We start from the raw sequence: 19875 nt of genomic DNA on the forward strand, positions 1-19875 counted from the left end.
AATGGTCGTCCACTTGTCAATCAAAAGAATGATCGTGTTAACCTCCGGCGCCTATCGCGCCGTCCGCCGGACGGACGGACGGCGTCCACGGCGGGCCGGGCCGAGCGCCGAACCGCACGTGTCTGGCACCGAGAGGGCGGCGGCGCCGGACCTGACACGGGACCGGCCGCGCGGAACCCGGCCGCGGAACGCCGTCGCCCGCGTCTCACACCGGCTCGCGCCAGGTGGCTCTGAAACTTTCGGCGATCTAGCACTCGCGAACGCGCCCATCAGGACAAAACTGCCGAGCGGCCGGAGGTCTCCCCAAACATGCTCACGTGCCCATATCTTGCTAAATAACGGTTCGGTAGCTGTGCTCTCCCACCGTTGATCCCGATCTCCTTCACCCCTTACTGTCCACGAAGATGACAACTTTCGAAGATATAATCGAAACTTTCGAAAGGTTCCGATGAAGAGACGCGCATCGCCCGTACGCACCATCGGCGCCCGCACGGTGCCGGCCCGAGGCCTGACGCCGGCAGCCTGCGAGAACGGCACCGCTCCGGGGAACACGGACGCCCGGTCTCGACGCTCCTCCTGTCCGGGGTGACGCGCGGCATCACGCCTGAGCCGTACGAGGCCTGACGCCGTCCATGGTCCCCATCCCGCTCGTCTATCTGTTCGCCCGTCGTGCCCTGGTGCAGGGCCTGATGGGCGCCGGAGGAAAGTGACCTCAATCGTGTCCGTTGAGACAGACCCCGCCGCTCCCGCATGGCAGGACCCCGCCAAGGCCGCCGAGACCCGCGTCGAAGCCCTGATCGCGGAGATGACCGTGGAGGAGAAGGTCGCGCAGCTTTTCGGCGTCTGGGTCGGCGCCTCCCGCGATGGCGGAGAGGTCGCGCCGCACCAGCACGAGATGGATGACGCGGTCGACCTGGACGCCCTGCTGCCGAACGGTCTCGGACAGCTGACGCGGCCCTTCGGCACGGCTCCCGTCGACCCCGCGATCGGGGCCCTGTCACTGCTCAGGACCCAGCAGCGCATCACCGGCGCCGGCCGGTTCGCGATCCCCGCCCTGGCGCACGAGGAGTGCCTGGCCGGCCTCGCCGCCTGGAACGCCACGGCCTACCCCGTGCCTCTGTCGTGGGGCGCCACCTTCGATCCCGCGCTGATCCGCGAGATGGCGGGCGCCATCGGCGGCGACATGCGCTCGGTCGGGGTGCACCAGGGCCTCGCGCCCGTGCTGGACGTGGCGCGCGACGCCCGGTGGGGCCGGGTCGAGGAGACCATCGGCGAGGACCCCTATCTGGTGGGCACCATCGCCACCGCCTACATCCAGGGCCTGGAGTCGGCGGGGATCATCGCCACGCTGAAGCACTTCGCCGGGTACTCCGCGTCCGTGGCCGGGCGCAACCTGGCCCCGGTGTCGATGGGCCCGCGCGAGCGCGCCGACGTGATGCTCGTGCCGTTCGAGATGGCCGTGCGCGAGAGCGGCGTGCGGTCGGTCATGCACGCCTACACCGACACCGACGGCATGCCCGCCGTGGCCGACGAATGGCTGCTGACCACCCTGCTGCGCGACACGTGGGGGTTCGACGGCACGGTGGTCGCCGACTACTTCGGCATCGCCTTCCTCAAGACGCTGCACGGCATGGCGGGCAGCTGGGCCGAGGCCGCGGGCATCGCGCTGGCCGCGGGCGTGGACGTGGAGCTTCCCACCGTCAAGACGTTCGGCGCGCCGTTGACCGAGGCGATCGCCGCCGGGCAGATCCCCGAGGACCTGATCGACCGGGCGCTGCGCCGGGTGCTGGCGCAGAAGGCGCAGCTCGGCCTGCTCGACGCAGGCTGGAGCCCGGTGCCCCCCGGGCTGGCGGGCGCCGACCTGAGCGACCCCGAGGCGCTGCGCGGGTCGATCGACCTGGACTCGCCGGCCAACCGCGCCATCGCGCGGCGCATCGCCGAGCAGGCCGTCGTCCTGCTGCGCAACGACGGGACGCTGCCGCTGCGGCAGCCGGGGAAGATCGCGGTCATCGGCCCCAACGCCGAGGACCCGCTGGCCGTCCTCGGCTGCTACTCCTTCCCCCTCCACGTGCTCGTCCACCACCCCGACGTGCCCACCGGCATCGAGCTGCCCACGCTGCGCGCCGCCCTCGCCGCCGAGTTCCCCGGCGCCGAGATCGTCACCGCGCCCGGCGCCACCGTCGACGGCCTGGACACCGGCGGCTTCGCCGAGGCGATCGAACTGGCGCGCGGCGCGGACGTCGTCGTGGCGGCGCTCGGCGACCGGGCCGGCCTGTTCGGGCGGGGCACCAGCGGCGAGGGCTGCGACGCCGAGTCGGCGGCGCTTCCCGGCGTCCAGCAGCAGCTGCTCGACGCCCTGATCGGCACGGGGACGCCGGTGGTCACCGCCCTGCTCGCCGGCCGGCCGTACGCGCTGGGCGCGGCGGCGGACGGCTCCGCGGCGATCGTCCAGTCGTTCTTCCCCGGGCAGGAGGGCACCCCCGCGATCGCCGGCGTGATCAGCGGGCGGGTCAACCCCTCGGGACGCCTGCCGGTGAGCGTCCCGCGCCGGCCGGGCGTGCATCCGTCCACCTACCTGTCGGCGCGGCTGGCGCAGGCCAACGAGGTGTCCAACATCGACCCGACGCCGGCCTTCGGCTTCGGCCACGGCCTGTCGTACACGACGTTCGAATGGTCGGACCTCGCGGGCGACGGCGCGCAGGCCGGCACGGACGGCGAGCTGAGCCTGGCCTTCACCGTGCGCAACACCGGGGACCGCGAGGGCGCCGAGATCGTGCAGCTCTACCTGCACGACCCGGTCGCCTCCGTGGTGCAGCCGGTCCAGCGCCTCGTCGGGTACGCGCGGGTGCCGCTCGGCCCGGGGGAGGCGAGCCGCGTCCACGTCACCGTGCCCGCCGACCTGGCCTCCTTCACCGGCCGCGCGGGGCGGCGGATCGTCGAGCCCGGAGAGCTGGAGCTGCGGCTCAGCGCGTCCAGCACCGAGCCGCGCCTCACCGCGACGGTCGCGCTGGCCGGGCCCGTCCGCGAGGTGGACCACACGCGCCGTCTGCATGCAACGTTCACCGTGTCCGGCGCGAGCGCCTGACCGCGAGCGGCGCGGCAGGCCGCCGCGACCTCGGCGTCCGTCCGCGGACGCCCGGCCGCGGCGGCCCGCGCGGAGCGACGGAACGCCCGGACGCTATGGGCCCCCTCCCGATTCCCGTAGCTTACGTCTGCATCATCCGTCGCAAAGGAGCTCGTCGTGCGGAAATGGTTATCCGTGGCCTCCTTGGCCATGCTGCTACCCCTGACGGCCACGCCGGTCGCCGCCGCGGAACCCGCCCGTCACGGGGCCGGCACCTGTTCCGACCGGACCCTGCTGTTCTGCGAGGACTTCCAGGACCTGCCCATCGGCGGCGCCGCCTCCCTCGACTGGGGCGTCGACACCAAGCACGGCGCCCTCACCGTCGAGCGCGGGCGCGACGGCCATGACGGACGGGCCGGCCAGAAGGTGCTCCGCGTGCACACCGAGGGCAACGGGCGCGCCTTCTTGAGGGTCGACGACTTCGCCCCGCCGGGCAACGGCTTCTACGGCCGGGTGCGGCTGCGCGTCAAGGCGTTCCCCGTCGCGCCGGACTGGGCGCACTACACCCTCATCGAGACGACCGGCGCCGGCCCCGAGATCGTCCGCCCGCTCGGCGGCCAGTACGTCCCCGAGGTGAGAGGCGGCGTCGCGCTCTGGGGCGTCGGCGCGGACGGCGGTCCCACCGGCGACTGGACGAACTGGCGCGAGAACGCCCCCTCCCGGGCCGGCGTGTGGCAGTGCTTCGAGTGGCGGATGGACCCCGCCGACAACCGCGTCACCACCTGGTTCGACGGAGTGCCGCGGCCCGAGCTCAGCGCCTCCACCCGCGAGCACGGCGGCAACGACGTCGACTTCGTCCTCCCCCGCTTCGACACCGTCAAGCTCGGTTGGCAGCTCTACCAGTCGAACCCCTCCCCGGCCGCCTACGACGTGTGGCTGGACGACATCGCGCTGAGCACGAAGCGGATCGGCTGCTAGAGGCCTGAGCGGACGCACGCCGCCACGGCCGGACGCACGCCGTGGCGGCGCGGGCCCCCGTCCACGCCACCGACCGCGCCTGAGGCCCATGACCGCCGGGAAACGAGGACCGCTGATCGCCGGGGAATGAGGACCGATCCTTTCCGCATTGCTGCGTAGGGTCTGTCTCACGGCACCCCTCCGGCCGTCATGGCGGGACCGGGGTCCGCGAGCCGAAGGGGACACCGATGTTGCGAGGAATGGCAACGGCCAACTACTGGGCGGACGACCTGGAGGAGGCGAAGAAGTGGTACACCGAGGTGCTGGGCGTCGCCCCGTACTTCGAGCGGCCCGGCTACGCCGAGTTCCGCGTGGGTGACTACGAGCACGAGTTCGGCCTGGTCGACGCCCGTTACAGGCCCGGCGGCCCGCCCCCGGGCCCCGCGGGCGGCATCCTGTACTGGCATGTCGATGACGTCGAGGCGACCGTGGCGAGGCTGCTGTCCCTGGGGGCGAAGGAGTACGAGCCGCCCACCGAGCGCGGCCCCGGGTTCTTCACCGCCTCGGTGGTCGACCCCTTCGGCAACATCCTCGGGGTCATGTACAACGTGCATTACCTGAAGGTCGTGGACGCCTCCCGCGCGCTCTGACCCCGGCGCCTCCCACCGGGGCGGGCATATGATCGCCCCGGGAGGTCGCGCATGAAGAAGGCGGAGTGGGACCAGCGCTACGAGGCGAGCGGGCTGCTCTGGACCGCCGAGCCCAACCGCTTCGTGGTCGAGCATCTCGCCGGGCTGCGGCCGGGGCGCGGTCTCGACCTGGGCGCCGGCGAAGGGCGCAACACCGTGTGGCTCGCCGAGCGGGGCTGGCGGATGACGGGGGTCGACTTCTCCGCCACCGGGCTGGAGAAGGCCCGGCGCATGGCCGGCGAGCGCGGCGTGGCCGTCGAGTGGGTCATGTCCGACCTTCGCGAGTACCGTCCCGAGCCGGCCGCTCACGACCTCGTGCTCATCGCCTACCTGCACCTGCCGCCGGACGACCTCGCCGCCGTGCTGCGCGCGGCCGTGGACGCGCTGGCGCCCGGCGGCCGCCTGCTGGTCGTCGGGCACGACGTGACCAACCTGGAGGACGGCGTGGGCGGTCCGCGCGACGCCGGCGTCCTGTACACCCCGGAGTCCCTCACCTCGTCGCTCGCACCGTTGACCGTCGCGCGCGCCGGGCGCGTGCGCCGTCCGGTCGCCACCGACGCCGGCACGCGTGAGGCGATCGACACCCTGGTCATCGCCGTTCGCGACGTCCCGGACGGCGCCCCGAGCGCCTGACCTGCCCGAACGCACGGCCAGTGCCCGGTGTCGCCGGTCAGCGCTTGAGGGAGCGGATCAGGTCGCGCGTCTGCTCACGGCGGTCCCAGGCGATCAGCGCGAACACCACGCCCATGCCGATCGGCAGCAGCGCCCAGACGGGCTCGGTGACGAGGAAGTGGGTCAGCGCGGCGCCGGTCATCAGGCCGACGAGCCCGGCCGCCGCGGCCCCGGCCAGGCGCGGGATCAGCAGGCCGATGCCGCCCGCCAGCTCGACGGCGCCGGTCACGTACCGGAACCACTGCCCCCAGCCGATCAGCGTGAAGGTCTCGACGGCGTCCTTCTGACCGGCGAACTTCGGCAGGGCGGACGCCCCGATCAGAAACAGTCCGAAGAAGATCTGGAAGACCCACAGGACCCTGCGCAGGAGGCGGGGACGGGTGGAGGGGGCGGTTCCGGAGGTGAGGGTGGTGGCGGCCATGAGGGGGTCCTTCCGTGGGGGAGTGCTTCGCTCTCACCAAGGCGTCGCCCCGGGACGTCGCGAATCGACACGCCCGCGACTTGTTCTCCTGGATTTTTTTTCGCGCGCGTACGAAGGGAGTCCGGGCCGCCCGTCGAGCACGGCCCGGCGCCGCGGCGGAGGGGCCGGGCGGGCCTGTGCACAACCGTGGAATCATTCTCTATCGTTGGTTAGGGCATGTAACCAACGCTGGGCATGCCGGCGGGGTCGAGAGGGTGATTCGCATGGCGGTCCGCGGCGGCACACCGCGCCAGCGCTACCGGGACCAGGTGCGCGCCGAGATCAAGGAGGCCGCGCTCGCCCAGATCGGGTCGGGCGGGGCGGCCGCGCTGAGCCTCAACGCGGTGGCCAAGCAGCTCGGCGTCACCGGTCCCGCGCTGTACAAGTACTTCCGCAGCCGTGACGACCTGCTCACCGAGCTGATCGGCGACGGCTACGACCAGGCCGCCGCGGCGGCGGACGCGGCGGCCGCGCGGGTCGCCGGCCGGCCGCCGCGCGAGCGCCTGCACGCCCTGGCCGCGGCGTACCGCGCGTGGGCCGTGGCCGCGCCGCACCTGTTCCACCTGCTCGCCGGGACGCCGTCCCCCGGATACCAGGCACCGCCCGAGACGCTCGAACGGGCCAGGGCCGTGCTCGGCCCCTTCCTCTCCGTCATCGCGCTCGGACGCCCGCCGCACGGGGCGGAGGAGCTCACGGCCCAGATGGCGCGGTGGGCCGCCGAGACGCCGCCGGTCGCCGACTGGGTGCGGGCCTACGCTCCCGAGGGCGACGCGGCCACGGCGCTGGCGGGCGCCGTCGTCATCTGGGCCCGGCTGCACGGCATCGTCAGCCTGGAGGTCCAGGGCCAGTTCGACGGCATGGGGCACTCCCCCGCCACGCTCCTTGACACGGAGGTGGAAGCCTTCGCCGACGCCTGGAGCCTGTGACGGCGGCTCGCGAGGGCTCGGCGTCCCAGAGCTCGCGAGGGCTCGGCGTCCCAGAGCTCGCGAGGGCTCGGCGTCCCGGAGCTCGCGAAGGCTCGGTCCCCCTGGTACACGAGGGTTCGGCGTTTCCCCGGGCTCGCGGGGGCTCAGCGTTCCTCGACGACCTCGGTGGCCGGGCGGCGGACGCTCGTGCCCTCCTCGGCGACGTAGCCCAGCCTCATGATCATCTGTGGATGCTCGCCCGAGCACACCTGGTCGCGCAGGAACTCCCGCAGCTGGGGCATCTCCAGCGCCTGGGTGTGGAACGCGGCGCCGACCCCGTGCGCCGAGGCGTGCAGCAGGACGCGCTGCAGCGCCTGACCGGCGGCCAGCCAGTCCTCGCGGGCGTCGCCCACCGTGGTCAGCACGGCGACCAGCCCGGTGGCGGCGGCCTCCGGATGCTCGGTGTCGCCGCCCCATCCGTGGCCGCGGGCGTAGTCGCGCTGCGCGAAGTGCTGCGGGTAGGTGCGCCCCGGCGCTCTCGGATACGCCTCCGCCGGCACGCCGTCACGCCGGGTGCTGCCGGGCGGCCGGCTCCAGCGGATCACCTCCAGGGTGAACAGGCGGTCCTGCGACTGGGCCTCCTGGGCCGCGTTGGTGATCGCGCCGAGCACGCGGACGGCGGCCGGCGACCGGACCGGCGTGAGATGCGCGCCCTCCATGCGCGCCTGCTCCACCAACTCCTCGACCAGGGCTTCCGGCAGCGCCTGCTCGGTGAACCCGCCCCGGTGCGTGCGGCGCCGCTCGACCTGCGCGTACAGCATGCGGGCGTGCTCGTCGGCCGCCGCACCGGCCCCTGGCCGGACCCTCGCCAGCAGAGAGGGACGGTCCGGATCGGGCAGGAGCGCCACCTCGGGCGGGTGTCCGAGCGCGTACAGCGCGATGCGCACGTCCAGCAGGGCCGCGCCGCAGCTGATCAGCATCTGCCGGCCCGACGGGTCGGCCACCGGCAGGATCCTGTCGAGGTCGGCGCGCAGGCTGATCTCGTCACCGGCCACGGTGAACGACCACGGCTGGGTGTTGTGCACCGAGGGCGCGTGGATCGCCGCCTCCACCGCGGACCGGACCGCGTGCGCGGCCCCGCCGGCCGACGCGCGAGTGTTCATGGGTCTCCCTCCCTGCCGGCGCGCCGTCACCGGCGGCCGGAGCGGCAAGCGTTCGCCTCACTTTCCGTACTCCCCAGGGCGGGACCGGATATCCGGGGCCGCTGGTCCCGCGCGTGCGGGCCGAAAGGCCCATGACCCGGGAGCACGCCCGGGCGGTGACGACCCTCGGGCCGGGTGCGGCGGCCGGAGGGGCTGCTAAGAGCGCGCCATGCGGGACGCCATCTCGACCAGCCGGTTGGCGTACCCCCATTCGTTGTCATACCAGCCGAAGACCTTCACCAGCGTGCCGTCGGCCTCGGTAAGGGCCGAGTCGTAGACGCAGGAGGCGGCCTCGCCGATGATGTCGCGGGAGACAAGGGGATCGGTGCTGTAGCGCAGGATGCCGCGCAGGTCCCCGAGCGCCGCCTCGGCGAACGCGTGGTCGACCTCCTCCAGCTCCGCCGGGCGCGACAGCAGGACCGTGAGATCGGTGAGCGAGCCGTCCTCCACCGGCACTCTCAGCGCGACGCCGTCCAGCCTGCCGGCCAGCTCGGGCAGCACCTCGCCGACCATGCGGGCCGCGCCCGTGGTCGTCGGGACGATGTTGACCGCGGCGGAGCGGGCACGGCGCGGATCCTTGTGCGGGGCGTCCAGCAGCCTCTGGTCGCCGGTGTAGGCGTGGATCGTCGTCATGAAGCCCTTGACGATGCCGAAGTTCTCGTGCAGCACCTTGGCCATCGGCGCGACGCAGTTGGTGGTGCAGGACGCGAGGGAGACGATCTCGTGGCGCGCCGCGTCGTAGACGCCGTCGTTGACGCCGGGGACGATCGTCGCGTCCACGTTCTTGCCCGGAGCGGAGATGAGGACCTTGCGGGCGCCCCCCTTGAGGTGGCGGGCCGCGTCGTCCCTGGCCCGGAACCTGCCGGTGGCCTCGATGACGAGGTCGGCGCCGTAGGCGGCCCAGTCGATGTGCGCGGGGTCGCGGTGGGCGGTGACGGGGATGACCCGGCCGCCGACCTGGATCGTCGAGCCCGACCCCTTGACGGGGACGCCGAAGGGGCCATAGGTGGAGTCGTACTTGAGCAGATGCGCCAGTGTCTCCGCGTCGGTCACGTCGTTGATGGCGACGATGTCCATGTCCGCGGACAGGCCGCGGCGGAGCACGGCCCTGCCGATCCGGCCGAACCCGTTGATTCCGATCTTCATTGTGGTTCCTCCCTGCCGAGCCTCTGGCGCCATGGTGCGGCCGGCGCCGTCCCCCGCTGTAGGGGACGAAGGGCCACGGCGGCGGGCGCAACGGCCCGGGAATCGGGGACTTGCGGCTCTCCACTCCCGGCGGGAACGGCGGTGAACTCGGGGGAGAGGCACTGTGCACGGAGGAGGCCACCATGCGGGTGAAGGTGAACGAGGTCATGACCCGGGACGTCGCGTCGGTCAACGGCAGCACGCCGTTCAAGGACGTCGCGGAGGTGCTCATCGCCCACGGCGTGAGCGCGGTACCGGTCGTCGACGGGGAGAACCACGTCATCGGTGTGGTCTCCGAAGCGGATCTGCTGCTGAAAGAGGAGTTCAAGGAGCAGTACTACCGCGAGGGGTACCAGCCGCCGCTGCGGGCGCGGCTGCGCCACCGCCTCGGCCAGGAGGGCGGCACGGCCCGCGAGAAGGCGCGGGGAGACACGGCCGCCGAGCTGATGACCAGCCCGGCCGTCACCATCAGGCCGCAGGCGTCGGTGGTGCACGCCATGCGGCTGATGGACGAGCACGGCGTGAAGCGCCTGCCCGTCGTCACCGAGGACGGCGTGCTGCAGGGAGTGGTGAGCCGCCGTGACGTGCTCAAGGTCTTCGTCCGCCCGGACGCGGACATCGCCAAGGAGATCATGGAGGACGTCCTGCGCCGGTCGCTGTGGATGGACGCCTCCCGTGTGAGGACCACAGTGCGGCGGGGCGTCGTCACGCTGGCTGGGGAGATGGACCGTCGCAGCAACGCGCACATCGCCGCCCGCGCCGTCATGCGGGTCAACGGCGTGGTGGACGTGGTCGACGAGCTCAAGTGGGACGAGGATGACACTCCCACGTGGGAGTCACGGTGAGCCCGGCGCCGGGCCGTCCGGCACGACGTGGGAGGACGCGATAGCGGGAGCCGGGCTGTCCGGCACGACGAAGGAGAAGATCATGTTCGGGCTTGTCACTGTCGCGGTCGACGGTTCCCCCTCCGCTCTGGCGGCGGTCGACTGGGCGGCCGACGACGCGGCGCGCACCGGGAGCGCGCTGCGCGTCGTGCACGTCCGCGAACCCTGGGCCACCGAGTTCCCGTTCCACCGCGTCGATGGGTTCGACCAGTCCCTGACCGACTTCTGCGAGGGGGTGCTGGCGAAGGCCGCCGAGCACGCCCGCGAGCGGGCCCCGGGCGTCGCCGTCACGACCGAGCTGATCACCGGCGCGGTCGTGGAGCGGCTGCGGCACGAGTCGGAGAAGACCGACACCCTGGTGCTCGGCAGCCGCGGCATGGGCGGCTTCACCGGCCTGGTCGTCGGGTCGGTGGGCATCGCGCTCGCCGGGCACGCCGCCGGGCCCGTCGTGGTCGTGCGCGACCCGCCGCACGAGAGGTTCGGCGAGATCGTCGTCGGCGTCGACGGGTCGCCGCACTCGGAGTCCGCCCTGGAGTATGCCCTTGATCAGGCGCTGCTGCGCGGGGCGCGCGTGCACGCCGTGTACGCCTGGATGGCCCCGATGTTCTCGCCGTTCATGGTCGCCTACACCGATGCCGTCCAGGGCATCTTCGAGGCGGGGCTTGAGCGGGTCAAGCAGTGGCTCGTCCCCTGGCACGAGAGGTACCCGCAGGTGACGCTGGTGGAGTCGGGCGTGTGCGGGCACCCCATTCCCGCCCTGGTGGAGGCGTCCGAGAAGGCCGACCTGCTCGTCGTCGGATCCCGCGGTCTCGGCGGGTTCAAGGGAGCCGTGCTCGGTTCGGTCGGCCACGGCGCGCTGCACGGGGCCCACTGCCCCGTCGCCGTCGTCCGCCCCCGCGTCCATGAAGAGTGACCCGGTCAGCCCGCGCCCCCCGTCACCGCGTGCCGGGATGCCGGCCGGCTCCGGCCGGTCCGCCCGTGGGCTGCCGGACGGGGGGAGGCGGCCCGGCATACGACCCAGTGCCTCCGGACTGCCCGGGATGACCGGCGCTAGTCGCGGGATGTCACGCCCGTCAACGGGTCCAGCGGGCTCTTCGAGCAGGTGGCGGCCGGCCCATGGGCGAGCCGCCGGCGGGAGCCGCGGACGTCACGCCAAGGCGTGACCGTCTCCGTCGGATTTCGAGGCTGATCCCGCGTTCCTCTTCGGTCGTGTCAGCGCTTCTTGCGCAGCGCCGACGCCTTGTGCACGGCGCTCTTGCCGCTCTTCTCGCTGCGCACGAGGTACTGCGGCTCCTCGTCCGAGGCGTCGACGACGCGGCCGGCCCGCTCGGTGCGCTCGGTGATCTTCTCTTCGACCTTTCCGGAGGCGGTGGACCCGTGGCTCTTCCAGGTGACCTCGTCGCCGACGGCCACTTTTCGATGTTCGGTGGTTCTGGCCATAAGGGTGACATGCCCGGCCGGCAAGCCGGGCATTCCACGCGACATGTCTACAAATCACCCTTGGTGCGTGTGGGAGGAGGTCAGGAACGCAGGCTCCAGCGCGGGCCCTGCGAGGTGTCCTCGATGACGACACCGCCCTCGGTGAGGACCTCCCGCACCGCGTCCGCCGTCTCGTACGCCCCCTCCTTGCGCAGCCGTCCGCGCAGGGCGACGAGGGGGTCGACCAGCGGGGCGAGCCGATCTCGAGGGGAGCGCAGGTCGGCCAGGCGGCCGAGCCGGACGACCAGGTGGCGCAGCACCGCACGCGCCTGGTCGACGCCGCCCTCGTCCTCCTCGGTGTCGGCGGCCCAGCGGCTGATCTCGGCCTCCAGCTGCAGCACGGCCTCGCTCAGCGCGGCGGAGTCGCCGCACTCGGCGGCGTCGTCGAACCGCGACTCGCACTGGTGCACCGACTCCGCCAGCGTGGCGCTCGGGGCGTCCTCCTCGGCCTCGGGCGCGACCCGCTCGGCGGGAACGAACCCCGTGACGCCCTTGGCCAGCTCGCGCAGCTCGTCCAGGCCGAGCACGCTGCCGGTGGGGAACACGGTCTGCGCTCCCTGGCGGCGCACCGTCATCGAGCCGCGCCCGCGCACCGTGACGGTCTCGGCCCGCAGGTCGATCTCGACGGCCGTGTGCTCGTCGATGCCCAGCACCGCGGCCTCCTCCGGCAGCTCGCGCTCCATCTGGGACAGCCGCCGCTCACCCAGATAGCAGAAGCGCGTGTCGTGCGTGCCGCCTTCGGTGTTGTCATAGTGAGGGATCACCACGACCGGCAGCCCCAGCGCCGACAGCAGGTCGATGCCCTCACGCCAGTGCGGCTCCGCGCCCACCTTGTAGATCTCGTACACCGGCACCGCCGCCACACCCACCGTGCAGGCCGCCGCCGAGGCCAGCACCGTGGCGCCACTGCGGGAGCCGACCCGGGCGCGCAGCTCGGCGCCCACCTCCGACGCCCGCCACTGGTCCAGCGCGTAGGTCGGGCTTCCCGGCCCTGAGAACACCCAGTCGGCGTCGATGAGGGCGCCGGCGCCCGAGGCGACCTCCACCGCCAGCCCGACGCTGTCCGCGAAGTAACGTCTGGCACGCGCGGAAATCTCAGCGGCGTTCTCCTGGAACGCGTACGGCGTGTCGAGCAGCAGGGCACGCGGTCCACGGCCCAGCCTCCGGACGACTGCTCGATGTACCTCCACCATGGTCGGGCTGGTCTCCCCCGACCCCATGAGCACCAGCACTCCCGCTTTCTCCGGCATCGCACTCGCCTCCTCATGTGGCACCGAGTCCAAGCCACGCACACAAGCGGCACTTACGGCAATAGCAGAGATGCGATGCGTGGTGCCCGCTCCTGCATACTCGTTGCAATAGCCCTGTTGGGGGCGCCACCGGTGGGCCGAGGACGGGATGGAAGCGCATGTTGACAGATGAGATCGCCACTTCCACGACGACGGTGACAATAGAGACACTGGCCTTGAGGGTGGACCTCTCCGGCAGCTGGGCGTACCGCCGGCTGGTCACCACGCCCCTTCCCGGCGAGAGCCCCGACCAGGCCGCCCGCCGCGTGTCCGGGGTGAGCGCCGACCAGACGGCCGTGACCGTCCACTCCACCAGCTGGCGGTACGAGCCGGGCGGCGAGGTCGTGCTGACGTACGCGGTCTGCCCCGACCCCTGGACGCACCTGCCCGCCGTCCGGTTGCCCTACATGCGCGTGGCGAGGGGAGGCGCGCCGGCCACTCCCAGCCCGGTCGACATGACGGTGGCGAACGTGGTGGCCCACGGCATCCGCCATCTGGCGTACTTGAAGGTCACCGACCCGGTCGTGCGCGCGACGCTGGAGGTCGTGCCCGAGATCGCCGCGGGGCTGGACAAGCTCTGCCCGATCTCCAGCCTGGGAGTGACCGTGCCGCAGAGCATGTTCCTCTGACCGGCGGCCATGCGGCACGGCGTCCCCTCGCGGTGGCGCGCCGCGCCGCGGGACGTCTGTTCGTGAAGGACGGCCTGCGCTCGTGAACGGGAGCCCGGGCGCGGATGTCCGGGCGTCCCGGCGAGTTGAAAGTTTCAGCTTGTTCTCCCGCGTCTCACCGCCGGGGCGCGGGCGGGTGCGCCGCGTCGCGGTGGCGTCTTGCGATGTAGCGAGGGCGGGCGGACGTCTCCGGCCGTGTGCGGCCGAGCCGGGAAGGTCGCGCCGCGCTCGCCGGGCCGCGCACGCGCTGTACATCCGTGCGGGATGCGCCGAACATGGGAGCGCTCCCACAACCGACGATTCCCGGCGTCCCCAGGCGGCCCCGCCACCGAAGGCGCAGAAACTCCTTTCCTGACGATCCGCGTGCGGGTGCCGGGGGCGCCCGCACCGCTTTCCCGGCCTTCCCGCGGGCGAAGGCCGATCATGCCGATTGACTTAACCGGTTAATTGCTCCCCCACGAAAGGTGACCAATGAAAAAGCGACTCCGGATGGCGGGGGCGGCGATCATCCCCCTGTTCGCCCTCCTCCTCTCGATGCTCGTCGCCGCACAACCCGCGAACGCCGCCGTGGGGCTGCACGTGAGCGGCAGGAACATCGTCGAGGCGAACGGAAGCAACCTCATCCTGCGGGGCGTCAGCCTCCCCCACGCCTGGTACACCGGCCAGACCGCCTCCTCGCTCGCGGGCATCAAGTCCCTCGGCGCCAACTCGGTGCGCATCGTGCTGAGCGGCGGCCGCTGGCCGGCCAACGGCGCGAGCGACGTCGCGAACGTCATCGCGCAGTGCAAGGCGAACCGGTTGATCTGCATCCTGGAGAACCACGACACGACCGGTTACGGCGAGCAGAGCGGCGCCGTCACGCTGGACGCCGCCGTCGACTACTGGATCAGCGTCAAGAGCGCCCTCGCCGGCCAGGAGGACTACGTCGTCCTGAACATCGGCAACGAGCCGTACGGCAACAACAACGTCAGCGGCTGGACCCAGGCGACCTCGAGCGCGATCAGCCGGCTGCGCGGCAACGGCTTCCAGCACCTGATCATGGTGGACGCGCCCAACTGGGGCCAGGACTGGCAGTTCGTCATGCGCGACAACGCCGCGGCCGTCGCCGCCGCCGACTCCCAGCGCAACACCGTGTTCTCCATCCACATGTACGGGGTCTTCGACACCGCCGCGGAGATCAACGCCTACCTCGGCGCCTTCCAGACGGCAGGGTTGCCGCTGGTCATCGGCGAGTTCGGCGACAACCACTCCGACGGCAACCCCGACGAGGACACGATCATGTCGCAGGCGCAGTCGCGCGGCGTCGGCTATCTCGGCTGGTCGTGGAGCGGCAACGGCGGCGGCGTCGAGTACCTCGACATGGTCACCAACTTCAACGCCAGCGCGCTGACCTCCTGGGGGCAGCGGATCTTCAACGGCGCCAACGGCATCAGGCAGACGGCCAAGGAGGCGACGATCTTCGGTGGCGGCAACCCGTCCGACACGACGGCTCCGACGACGCCGGGCACTCCCGCGGCGTCCGGCGTGACCTCCTCGGGCGCCACGCTGACCTGGACCGCCTCGACCGACTCCGGCGGTTCCGGCCTCGCGGGCTACAACGTCTACCGGGAGCAGGGCGCGACCGACCCGCAGCTCGGCCAGACGGCCACCAACTCCATCACCCTCACCGGCCTGAGCGCGAGCACGCAGTACCAGGTCTACGTGCGGGCCCGTGACGGCGCGGGGAACCTCTCCGGCAACTCCAGCCTGGTGACCTTCACCACCACGGCCGGAGGCGGCGGCGGCGGATGCAGCGTCACCGCCACCGCGCAGAGCCAGTGGGGGAACGGCTACGTCGTCCAGCCGGTCACGGTCACCAACACCGGCACCTCACCCGTCACGAGCTGGACGGTGACCTTCACCCTGCCCTCGGGGCACACCGTCGTCGGGTCGTGGGGCGCCTCACTCACCACCAGCGGGCAGACGGTGACCGCCCGCAACGCCTCCTACAACGGCTCCCTGGGAGCGAAAGCCAGCACGACCTTCGGTTTCCAGGGCGAACGTCCCAGCGGCAACACCTCGGTGCCGTCGGGTTACACCTGCACCGCCTCCTGACCGGCACGGGCGGGGGTACGGCCACTCGGCCGTACCCCCGCTTTTTTATTGCCGCTCATTGCCCTATATGCCTTTGCAACGCATATGACCTCTTTGCTGGGTCTTACCGGTAGATGTCCGTGTCCCTCGCGGCGGTGGGGAAGGTTTTCATTGCCCGACGGCGAGAAACCCGAGGCACCGCGGCGAGAACACGAGGGGAACGCAATGGCGAAGAGCAAGACCATGCCCGAGCTGATGGACGAGAACGACGTGGTGGGGCTGCTGATCCGCCAGCACGCGACCATCAGGGACATGTTCGACGAAGTGGAGCAGGCCACCGGGGACGCACGGGCTGAGGCGTTCCAGGATCTCGTGCGGTTCCTGGCCGTCCACGAGACCGCCGAGGAGGAGATCGTCCACCCGTACGCCAGGCGCGCGCTCGACGGCGGCGACGCCGTCGTCGACGAACGGCTGCGCGAGGAGAACGAGGCCAAGCAGCTCCTCACGCTGATGGAGGAGCGGGGCACCGACGACGCGTCGTTCCCCTCGCACCTGCAGAAACTGCGCATGGCCGTCGAGGAGCACGCCCGGGCGGAGGAGCGCTACGAGTTCGCCCAGCTGGTCAGGGAGACCAGTTCGGCCGAGCGGCGGACGATGGCGCTCGGCGTCAAGGCGGCAGAGGCGCTCGCCCCCACGCACCCGCATCCGGGGGTGGAGTCCGCCACCAAGAACGTCCTGATAGGCACCCCGACCGCCATGATGGACCGCGTCCGCGACGTGGTCCGCCAGGCGATGGGCAGGAAGGGACGCCGCTGACCTGCCCGCCCCGTCCGCTGAACGGCCCGGCGCCCCCCGTCCGCTGAACGCGACCGCGCCGGCCCGCCTCGTCCGGGCGGGCCGGCGCCTGCCGTCCCTCCTCCGCCGGCCTCGCCGGTGACCGGGCGTGGCGGGCCCGGTTCGTCAGTGGTGCGCAGGGCGGCGCATGCTGGGCACGGGGTGCGGGCCCTCGGTCTCCATCCGGTAGTCCTGCCCGAACTTCGCCCGGGTCTCCTCCAGCACCAGATCGCTCGGCGCCGTCTCGCCGCCGTGCAAGCGGTCCTGGAAGCGCTGGAACCGCTCGTGGGCGTCGCGCACGTAGCCCGTCCCGAGCGTGGTCAGGTCGATCTGCGTGGCGAGAATGTCGCGGATGTAGGACTTGTTCGGCTCGAAGGTCACCGGCGCGGGGAACCGCGGCGCCAGCATCTCGGCCGGCTCGCGTCCCTGGTGGCGGCGCATCAGATCACAGGCGATGCGCAGGTGCTCCAGCTCCATGGCGAGATGGAGCTCCCACATCGCCTTCAGCCGGTCGTCCGACTCCGTCTCCATGAACGAGTAGTACATGTAGCACTCGTTGTACTCGTGGTTGACGAGCTGCTCCCACCACGTCTCATTCGGGTCGAGCAGCGACTCGTAGTGGGTAACGTGCTCCTCCTCGATCAGCCCGATCTCCTGGTACAGCTGGCGGGCGATCTGCTCCATGTACTCCGGCCCGACGTTCATGTAGAAGTTCATGGTCTGCTGCTCGGCGGCCATGATCGTCAGGGTGTGCAGCTTGGAGAGCGGGCTCGCGGTGTCCTTGTCGTAGTGGTCGCGGACGTTGTCGATCGGGTGCCGGTGGTGCAGCGGCGTGGGGCGTCCGGGCATGACCTCGGTCAGCGCGTCGACGATCTTCTCGGCCTTGCGGTGCTCGATCAGCTCGTACAGGTTGGCGTACCGGTACAGGTGATCGAAGTCCTCCAGCATGCCGAACTCGAACGCCTGCTTCAGATAGGGGTCGGGCTCCATCCGGGCGACCCACGCGGTCAGGTCGACGGCCACCTGCTCGTAGGCGATCGTGGTCTCCAGCACCGACGCGAGGCCGGGGAGCAGCCAGTTGACCGCCTTCTGCTGCTGCTGCTCGATGTAGCGCACCTCCGCGAGCTGCCGGCGCACGTCCAGGTCGGGGCAGCGCCGCGCGAACTGGTGGCTGAACATCACCGCTTCGATCTCGAGGCCGTTCATGGCGATGACCCGGCATCGGGCGTAGGGATCGGAGTGGTCGGGGTCGAGTTGGGGGACGTTGAGTTCCCGCCAGTTGCGCAGTTGCTGGTCCAGCGGGATTCCCTGCTGTTCCAAAGGGTTGAAAGTCATTGATATGACTCCTTTTGTCCTATTTCGGCAGGCGAGGACCATGTACCCGAGCCGAACGGACCACAACCAGATCCGCAAAACGCCGATTCCACTCCATATCAAGACTTGTTGCTGCGTTTGCGTTCCCGTTTCGATGACCGCGCATGACGGTATTCGCTCGCGATCGGAAAACCCGGCGTCTCAGACCGCCTCCGTCGCCTGCCCCACGCCTTGCAAAGCCCGCGAGAAATGCTGCTCGGCCAGGAAATGCCCGAAACCGATGATCAGCGCCAGCGGCCACTCGATGATCTCGAAGGCGCTGAGCAGGCCCAGCGCGACGTAGAAGGCCACCCGGTCGGGCGACGGCATGACCACCCGGCCGATCAGCGGCAACGTCACGCCGGGACGCCCGGCGGCCCGTCCGGGCCCGGTGTCCTCCGAGGCGTCGCGCTCCGGGGCGGCGGTCGTCTTCTGCGCCATGGCGGCCTCCGTCGAGTCAGAGATGTCAATGCCATCCCCGGCGGAAGATGTCCGGTAACGCCGCTTGGCGGGGACTTTACGGAGCCTCGCGAAGATCACGAAGCTCGGGCCTGCCGTGGCCTGGGGTGACCCCAGGCCTGCCGGCGCGATGCCCCGCCTTCCGCGCCCATGACGTACCGTCCCTTTCATGTGCCGGAGCATCAAGACCCTTCGCGAGCCCTACACCAGTGACGTCACCGAAGAGGACGTGCGGGCCGCCGCGCTGCAGTACGTCCGCAAGATCTCGGGGTTCCGCGCCCCGTCCGCGCGCAACACCGAGGCCTTCGAGCGAGCCGTCGAGGCCGTCGCCGCGGCGACCAACACCCTGCTGGAGGAGCTCCAGCTGAAGTCGCTCACCCGCTGAGCGCCAGGACGGGCTCGGCATCAGTCGTCGATCGCCTGGTAGACCGTGGTCCAGAAGTCGTGGATGAGCCGTGCCGAGTCCGGGACCGACATGCCGACCTGGGTGAGCAGGATGCCGGTGAGCCGGTTGGCGGGGTCGGCGTAGGTCGAGGTGCCGCTTCCGCCGTCCCAGCCGAACTGGCCGACGGGCGCGTAGTCGCCGCGGTAGGTGCGCACCGCCATCCCGAATCCCCAGCCGCCGTGCTGCCCCTGGCCGAACGACACGTGGACGTTGTCGGTGGCCATGGCGGTTCGGACGGCTCGCTGGCCGGGGGTGAGGCGGTCGGTGGTCATCAGCTCGACGGCGGGCCGGGACAGGATCCGCTCGCCGCCGTGCATCCCGCCGTTGAGCAGCATCCGGAAGTAGGCATGGTAGTCGTCGGCGGTGGAGACCAGCCCGCCCCCGCCGCCCTGGAACGCCGGAGGCCGGCTCCACCGGCCCTCTTTGGCCTCGTCCCACACGTTGAACTCTCCGGTGCGCGGGTCGGGGGCGTAGAGGGTCGGCAACCGGTCGATCTCGCCGGCGGGCACGTGGAAACCGGTGTCGGTCATCCCCAGCGGGCCGAAGATGCGTTCACGCAGGAACGTCTCGAACGACCGGCCCGTGACCCGGGCCACCAGCACCCCGAGCAGATCGTTGCTGATGTGGTACTGCCAGCGCTCTCCGGGCTGGTGCATCAGCGGGAGCGTGCCGAGGCGGCGCATCCACTCGTCCGGCTCGGGCATCGGCTCCGGCAGGTCGGGCGTGAGCCCCTGCTCGAAGATCGCACCCATGATCGGCGTGCCCAGCGACGTCATGTCCATGCCGAGCCCGAACGTCGAGGTCAGCAGGTCCCGTACGGTGATCGGCCGCCGTGCCGGCACGGTGTCGTCCAGCGGGCCGTCGATCCGCTTGAGCACCCGCCGGTCGGCGAGTTCGGGCAGCCACTGCTCAACAAGGTCGTCCAGCCGAAGCCGGCACTCGTCCAGCAGGACCATCGCCGCCGCGATCGCGACCGGCTTGGACGTCGAGGCCATCCGGAAGATCGTGTCCCGGCGCATCGGGGCGCCACCGTCGTGGCGCATCGTCCCGATCGCCTCGACGTGCGTCTCACCGCCCCGGCCGACCAAAGCGACAAGCCCGGGAATCCTTCCGGAATCGACATGCCGTGCCAGCACCGCACGCAATCTGCGCAGCCCCGCTTCGGAGAAGCCGCCGTTGCTCGTTTCCATGGTGAAACTCCTTGTTTCCGTTCATGCACAGATAGTGATCGAGGGTGAGCGGCGCCGGTCCAAGGGC

At 71.3% G+C, this 19875-nt stretch carries 19 protein-coding genes; 11 read left to right on the plus strand and 8 right to left on the minus strand.

Annotation, left to right across the window (positions count from 1 at the left end; translation table 11 throughout):
- Nucleotides 1–718: 718 nt before the first annotated feature.
- The 4 genes from ACFO60_RS08080 to ACFO60_RS08095 all read left to right on the plus strand — a co-directional run bounded on the left by ACFO60_RS08080 (nt 719) and on the right by ACFO60_RS08095 (nt 5343).
- Entirely contained in the window at nt 719–3085 is a 2367-nt protein-coding gene (locus tag ACFO60_RS08080) for a beta-xylosidase/alpha-l-arabinosidase (protein WP_380838749.1), read from the plus strand.
- A 156-nt stretch (nt 3086–3241) separates the two neighbouring features.
- On the plus strand, nt 3242–4042 hold the full coding sequence (locus ACFO60_RS08085) for a hypothetical protein (protein ID WP_380838751.1): 801 nt from the start codon (nt 3242–3244) through the stop codon (nt 4040–4042).
- A gap of 227 nt (nt 4043–4269) precedes the next feature.
- Complete coding sequence (locus ACFO60_RS08090; protein ID WP_380838753.1) at nt 4270–4671, plus strand: VOC family protein; 402 nt, start codon at nt 4270–4272, stop codon at nt 4669–4671.
- Nucleotides 4672–4722: 51 nt separating this feature from the next.
- Nucleotides 4723–5343, plus strand: coding sequence for a class I SAM-dependent methyltransferase (locus ACFO60_RS08095; RefSeq protein WP_380838755.1), 621 nt, complete (start codon nt 4723–4725; stop codon nt 5341–5343).
- A 37-nt stretch (nt 5344–5380) separates the two neighbouring features.
- On the opposite strand, the gene ACFO60_RS08100 is transcribed toward ACFO60_RS08095, so the two are convergent.
- Nucleotides 5381–5803, minus strand: a complete 423-nt coding sequence (locus ACFO60_RS08100; protein WP_380838757.1) for a DoxX family protein — start codon at nt 5801–5803, stop codon at nt 5381–5383.
- Nucleotides 5804–6066: 263 nt separating this feature from the next.
- Between ACFO60_RS08100 and ACFO60_RS08105 the strand changes: the two genes are divergently transcribed.
- Nucleotides 6067–6768, plus strand: a complete 702-nt coding sequence (locus ACFO60_RS08105) for a TetR/AcrR family transcriptional regulator (protein WP_380838759.1) — start codon at nt 6067–6069, stop codon at nt 6766–6768.
- Nucleotides 6769–6911: 143 nt separating this feature from the next.
- On the opposite strand, the gene ACFO60_RS08110 is transcribed toward ACFO60_RS08105, so the two are convergent.
- Both ACFO60_RS08110 and gap read right to left on the minus strand, forming a co-directional pair.
- Nucleotides 6912–7910 carry an Acg family FMN-binding oxidoreductase gene (locus tag ACFO60_RS08110; RefSeq protein ID WP_380838761.1) on the minus strand — a complete coding sequence of 333 codons (999 nt, stop codon included), beginning with the start codon at nt 7908–7910 and terminating at the stop codon, nt 6912–6914.
- Nucleotides 7911–8105: 195 nt separating this feature from the next.
- Nucleotides 8106–9095 carry a type I glyceraldehyde-3-phosphate dehydrogenase gene (gap, locus tag ACFO60_RS08115; RefSeq protein ID WP_380838763.1) on the minus strand — a complete coding sequence of 330 codons (990 nt, stop codon included), beginning with the start codon at nt 9093–9095 and terminating at the stop codon, nt 8106–8108.
- A 182-nt stretch (nt 9096–9277) separates the two neighbouring features.
- Between gap and ACFO60_RS08120 the strand changes: the two genes are divergently transcribed.
- Both ACFO60_RS08120 and ACFO60_RS08125 read left to right on the plus strand, forming a co-directional pair.
- Complete coding sequence (locus ACFO60_RS08120; protein ID WP_380838765.1) at nt 9278–9979, plus strand: CBS domain-containing protein; 702 nt, start codon at nt 9278–9280, stop codon at nt 9977–9979.
- Nucleotides 9980–10061: 82 nt separating this feature from the next.
- Complete coding sequence (locus ACFO60_RS08125; RefSeq protein WP_380838767.1) at nt 10062–10931, plus strand: universal stress protein; 870 nt, start codon at nt 10062–10064, stop codon at nt 10929–10931.
- A 299-nt stretch (nt 10932–11230) separates the two neighbouring features.
- Here ACFO60_RS08125 and ACFO60_RS08130 read toward each other — a convergent pair whose 3' ends face one another.
- Nucleotides 11231–11431 (minus strand): hypervirulence associated TUDOR domain-containing protein, encoded by a 201-nt coding sequence (locus ACFO60_RS08130; protein WP_380838768.1) that lies wholly within the window; start codon nt 11429–11431, stop codon nt 11231–11233.
- A gap of 107 nt (nt 11432–11538) precedes the next feature.
- Nucleotides 11539–12747, minus strand: coding sequence for a hypothetical protein (locus ACFO60_RS08135; protein WP_380838770.1), 1209 nt, complete (start codon nt 12745–12747; stop codon nt 11539–11541).
- A gap of 158 nt (nt 12748–12905) precedes the next feature.
- On the opposite strand from ACFO60_RS08135, the gene ACFO60_RS08140 reads away from it, so the two are divergent.
- The 3 genes from ACFO60_RS08140 (at nt 12906) to ACFO60_RS08150 (ending at nt 16343) form a co-directional block, all read left to right on the plus strand.
- A complete protein-coding gene (locus ACFO60_RS08140) occupies nt 12906–13415 on the plus strand; it encodes a hypothetical protein (protein WP_380838772.1) in 510 nt (169 codons plus the stop codon).
- A 510-nt stretch (nt 13416–13925) separates the two neighbouring features.
- Nucleotides 13926–15548 (plus strand): cellulase family glycosylhydrolase, encoded by a 1623-nt coding sequence (locus ACFO60_RS08145; protein WP_380838774.1) that lies wholly within the window; start codon nt 13926–13928, stop codon nt 15546–15548.
- A 204-nt stretch (nt 15549–15752) separates the two neighbouring features.
- The gene (locus ACFO60_RS08150; protein ID WP_380838776.1) at nt 15753–16343 is read left to right on the plus strand and encodes a hemerythrin domain-containing protein; all 591 of its coding nucleotides are present in this window, start codon (nt 15753–15755) and stop codon (nt 16341–16343) included.
- Nucleotides 16344–16487: 144 nt separating this feature from the next.
- On the opposite strand, the gene ACFO60_RS08155 is transcribed toward ACFO60_RS08150, so the two are convergent.
- Together ACFO60_RS08155 and ACFO60_RS08160 are read right to left on the minus strand one after the other, a co-directional pair.
- Nucleotides 16488–17696: a hypothetical protein gene (locus ACFO60_RS08155; protein WP_380838778.1), complete on the minus strand. Its 1209-nt coding sequence runs from the start codon at nt 17694–17696 to the stop codon at nt 16488–16490.
- 180 nt (nt 17697–17876) lie between these two features.
- Complete coding sequence (locus ACFO60_RS08160) at nt 17877–18155, minus strand: hypothetical protein (protein ID WP_380838780.1); 279 nt, start codon at nt 18153–18155, stop codon at nt 17877–17879.
- Between the two features lie 187 nt (nt 18156–18342).
- Between ACFO60_RS08160 and ACFO60_RS08165 the strand changes: the two genes are divergently transcribed.
- Entirely contained in the window at nt 18343–18558 is a 216-nt protein-coding gene (locus ACFO60_RS08165; protein WP_380838781.1) for a DUF2277 domain-containing protein, read from the plus strand.
- Between the two features lie 20 nt (nt 18559–18578).
- On the opposite strand, the gene ACFO60_RS08170 is transcribed toward ACFO60_RS08165, so the two are convergent.
- Nucleotides 18579–19808, minus strand: a complete 1230-nt coding sequence (locus ACFO60_RS08170) for a serine hydrolase domain-containing protein (RefSeq protein ID WP_380838782.1) — start codon at nt 19806–19808, stop codon at nt 18579–18581.
- Nucleotides 19809–19875: the final 67 nt, after the last annotated feature.

It is taken from the genome of Sphaerisporangium dianthi, assembly GCF_042654065.1.
Classification (GTDB): domain Bacteria; phylum Actinomycetota; class Actinomycetes; order Streptosporangiales; family Streptosporangiaceae; genus Sphaerisporangium; species Sphaerisporangium dianthi.